At 60.1% G+C, this 1,340-nt stretch carries 1 protein-coding gene; it reads left to right on the top strand.

Annotation, left to right across the window (positions count from 1 at the left end; genetic code table 11):
- The first annotated feature begins 69 nt into the window (after positions 1-69).
- Positions 70-1,304, top strand: a protein-coding gene (locus tag INT29_RS19880; protein ID WP_226831730.1) for an IS3 family transposase whose coding sequence is annotated in 2 segments (ribosomal slippage) — positions 70-337 and positions 337-1,304 — 1,236 coding nt in all. Because the reading frame shifts where the segments join, the coding sequence is not laid out codon by codon here.
- Positions 1,305-1,340: the final 36 nt, after the last annotated feature.

The raw sequence follows: 1,340 nt of genomic DNA on the forward strand, positions 1-1,340 counted from the left end.
TGAGGTTAGCCTCGAATAGTGGACACCCAAGGTAGCGGGATTTCAGGTCCTGCTGGAAGGATGTTCAACATGTCAGATTCGAAGCGGCAACGCCGTTCTTATACGCCGGAGTACCGCATCGAGGCCGCGAACCTCGTCATCAGCACGGGCCGATCGATCGCGGCGGTAGCGAAGGAGCTCGGAGTCGGCGAGCAGACCCTGGGCACTTGGGTCAAGGCCGAGAAAGACCGCCTCCGCGGCGAAGGCGAGTCAACCGGGCCTCTGGGAGAGGACGAACGTGCTGAACTGGCACGGTTGAAACGGGAGAATTTCGAGCTTAAACAAGATAACGAGTTCCTGGGAAAAGCGGCCGCCTTCTTCGCGTCGAAGCCTCGAAACAAGAGAAGTTCGAACTGATGGCAACGGAGAAGGCGAACTACTCGATTCGCCGCATGGCCAGGCTCCTCGACGTCACGAAGTCCGGGTTCTATGCGTGGATGAAACGACGGTCGGCAGGTCCGTCTAAGCGGGCGAGGGCGCAGCGAGACCTCGACGCGCAAGTCCGTCGAGTTCACACCGATTCTGACGATGTCTATGGGGCACCCAGAGTCACAGCGGAACTGGCTCGGGAAGGTCGGTGCGTGGATGAGAAGACGGTCGCTGCGTCGATGCGACGCCAAGGCCTCGAGGGAGTCAGCCCTCGTAAGTTCCAGCCGGTGACGACGCTGCCGGGTGTGGACACTTATCACATTCCTGATCTCGTCAAACGGGTCTGGGACCAGGGCGACTTAGATGCTGTGTGGATCAGCGATATCACGTATCTACGCACGTGGGAGGGGTTCGTCTACCTCTGCGTGATCCGCGACGGATGCTCGAGGAGAGTGCTCGGGTGGGCCATGGATGACCGACAGGATTCCGACCTGGTTGAGCAGGCGTTGCGGATGGCTCATACCCTACGAGCGATGACTCCGAATGACGTGATTTTTCATGCTGACCGCGGCGCACAATACACGTCAACGCAGCTGCATCACGCGTCCGGTGAGCTGGGGTTGAAGCAGTCGGTGGGACGCACCGGGGTGTGTTGGGACAACGCGATGTCGGAGTCGTTCTGGTCGTCGTTGAAGTCGGAGTTCTTCGATCGTCGGGTGTGGCAGACGCGGACCGAGGTCAAGCGCGAGGTCGCCCGGTGGATCGAGATTGTCTATAACCGACGACGGTTGCATTCCGCGTTAGGGATGGTGCCGCCGGTGGAGTTCGAAGGCAATCTTCTGGCTGGTCGGCAGGCTGGTCAGGTGGAGAAGGAAGCGTCTACGCAGGCTGCGTGACGTAGCACACGTGTCCACGACTTGCGGGGAACCTCA

It is taken from the genome of Brevibacterium sp. FME37, assembly GCF_014897485.1.
Lineage (GTDB): Bacteria > Actinomycetota > Actinomycetes > Actinomycetales > Brevibacteriaceae > Brevibacterium.